Source organism: Microcystis sp. M53598_WE2 (genome assembly GCF_030067735.1).
Taxonomy (GTDB): domain Bacteria; phylum Cyanobacteriota; class Cyanobacteriia; order Cyanobacteriales; family Microcystaceae; genus Microcystis; species Microcystis aeruginosa.
On the sequence record NZ_JASJFE010001076.1, the window covers coordinates 1 to 2,812 of the forward strand.

Consider the following 2,812-nt stretch of genomic DNA (forward strand, 5'->3'; position numbering starts at 1 on the left):
ACTTAGAAAATAAATATGATTTTATCCTCTGTGAAGGTTCCGATTATCTGCAAGAAAATTCCGCCTTTGAATTTGAACTAAATACAGAAATTGCCAAAAATCTCGGCCATCCCATCTTAATATTAGGTAATGCCCACAATCGCAGTATCGAAGATGCCCTTAGTCCGATCCTGATTTCCTGCGACACCTACCAAGATAAAGGTTGTACGGTGATTGGGATTATTATCAACCAAGCTGAAGAGGAAAAAATAGAGGAATTACGGAAAACCCTGACTAAAATTTTTCCCCCCCAAGAATATGCCCTAGGAGTGATTCCCCACAATGCCAAACTGAGCAGCCCGCGAGTGGCAGAAATCGCCCAACAATTACAGGCAAAAGTTCTCTACGGACAGCAAAGATTAGATAGTTTAGCCAGTAACTTTCTGGTGGTGGCCATGCAGATGCAAAATGCCCTAGAGCGGCTAAAAGAAGATAGCTTAATTATCACCCCTTGGGATCGCGGCGATGTGATTATCGGGATGTTACAGGCCCACCAATCGGCCAATTATCCCCAATTAGCTGGTATAGTCTTAACAGCAGGTCATAACCTCAATCCTTCGATCGCCCGTTTAATTGACGGTTTGCCCGATCCCTTACCGATTCTCTCCGTCACCACCGATACCTACACCACGGCCGAACGCATCCACGATGTGCGGACCACCCTAACCTCGACGGACTACGATAAAATTAACCTCAGTCTGCAGCTTTTTCACAGTAACATCAATCTCGATCGCCTAGAAGCGCAAATTCGCACTTTGCGGACCCAGGGGATTACCCCGAAGATGTTCACCTATAATCTCGTACAACAGGCCAAAGCGCAAAAACGTCACATCGTTTTGGCCGAAGGGACTGAACCGCGCATCCTCCAGGCAGCCACAGTTTTAATCGAACAGGATATCGTCGATTTAACCCTCTTGGGACAACCAGACGAGATTGCAATGGTGATTAAAAAACATGGTATCACTCTCGATCTCGATCGCCTGCAAATTATTGACCCCGTGGCTAGTCCCCATTTTGAAAGCTATGTGCAGACCCTCTACGAAGCGAGAAAAGCCAAGGGAATGAATCTCGACATGGCCCGGGATTATGCACAGGATGTCTCCTATTTTGGCACTTTAATGGTGTATCAAGGCGATGCTGATGGTATGGTATCGGGGGCAGTGCATACCACTCAACACACGATTCGGCCTGCACTCCAGATTATCAAAACTAAGCCCGATTGTGCGATCGTCTCCTCGGTCTTTTTTATGTGTCTAGAGGATCGAGTCTTGGTCTATGGGGATTGTGCGGTGAATCCTGACCCCAGTGCCGAGGAATTAGCCGAAATCGCCCTATCTTCTGCCGAAACCGCCCAAAAATTCGGAATAGAGCCGCGAATCGCCCTGCTTTCCTATTCTTCGGGTCAATCGGGCCAGGGAGAAGACGTGGAAAAAGTACGACAAGCGACCAAAATCGCTAGGGAAAAACGCCCCGATTTGAAGCTAGAAGGGCCGATTCAGTACGATGCGGCCGTGGATAAGGAAGTAGCCGCCCAAAAAATGCCGGGGTCAGAGGTGGCGGGCCAAGCAACGGTGTTTATTTTTCCTGACCTGAATACAGGGAATAATACTTATAAAGCCGTGCAGCGGGAAACAAAAGCTTTAGCGATTGGTCCAATCCTACAGGGATTAAAAAAACCCGTCAATGATCTCAGTCGCGGTTGTACCGTTCCCGATATTATCAATACGGTGGTAATCACAGCCATTCAATCCCAATCTTTTTGAGTTATCAGTTAGAAAACGGGTTTCTCAAAAAAACCCTTTTTCTGGAATATGCTTATACCATTTCTCTAAATGAAAACTACACATCGAATTTAAGTCACCCTTTTTAAGGGGGATTTAGGGGGATTAAACTTCTGTAGTCAGACTTTGGAGAATTGGTATTATTTCCTCCCGACCGGGCCAGAGCGGGAATCAAAACTATCTCAATGGAGCGAGATGAATCGCGACCAGAATAAAACTAACGCGGTAGCGTTTCCACTTTCGGGGAGTTTTGGTTCTCGACGTATTTTTTTAGTTGTTCGACAGTAACGTCGCCACAACTAGCCACGAAATAAGCTCCCGTCCAAAAATAGGGTTTGTTGTAGAAATACTCGGCCGCCAAATACGGAAATTCTTGTCTATAGCAATTCCCATAGTTGTGAGGTACAGAGTCTTAGGTTTTGAGGAGTCAGGAGTCAGGAGTCAGGATTCGGGATTCAGGATTCAGGAGTCAGGATTCGGGATTCAGGAGTTAAGATTTTGGTGTACCTCATGAGATTGGGAAACGCTATAATTAAGCGACTACTAACTGTTTTAAGGTTAGCGATTAGTTTGGTCCATGATTGTAATTATAGCGTTTCCTGTTCGCAAGAGATACATTATCGATGGTGAAAAGCTTAATTAGCAAAGGTTAAACTGTGCCACACAGGTGTGAGAACCGCTATAGTTGATATCCTAGGCAGTAAGTGTTATAATTTAACTATACATCACGCTCACGAAAGACAGTGATAACGCTTACCTACCAGTACAAACTAAAGGTAAACAGACAACAGGAACAGGAGATAATCCACATTCTTGATGTTTGCAAAAGCGTTTATAATTACGCTCTTTCAGAACGGAAAGATTGGTTAAACTCTCGAAAGTGTCTTGCGGATCACTGTTCGCTAGTTTCCGAGTACATAATTCCTGCGGATGAACCCTATCCTAATTACTTCGTTCAAGCTAAAAATCTAACGGAAGCTAAAAAAGTTTAC

The 2,812-nt window shown here is 44.9% G+C and carries 2 protein-coding genes and 1 pseudogene; 2 read left to right on the forward strand and 1 reads right to left on the reverse strand.

Features of this window, described 5'->3' with window-relative positions:
• On the forward strand, positions 1–1,802 hold a 1,802-nt coding region (pta, locus tag PX636_RS21890), incomplete at its 5' end, for a phosphate acetyltransferase (protein ID WP_288118879.1).
• 235 nt (positions 1,803–2,037) lie between these two features.
• Here pta and PX636_RS21895 read toward each other — a convergent pair.
• A pseudogene (locus PX636_RS21895) lies at positions 2,038–2,202 on the reverse strand (transposase); the annotation flags it as partial.
• Positions 2,203–2,563: 361 nt separating this feature from the next.
• Here PX636_RS21895 and PX636_RS21900 point away from each other — a divergent pair.
• On the forward strand, positions 2,564–2,812 hold a 249-nt coding region (locus tag PX636_RS21900; protein WP_288118881.1), incomplete at its 3' end, for a helix-turn-helix domain-containing protein.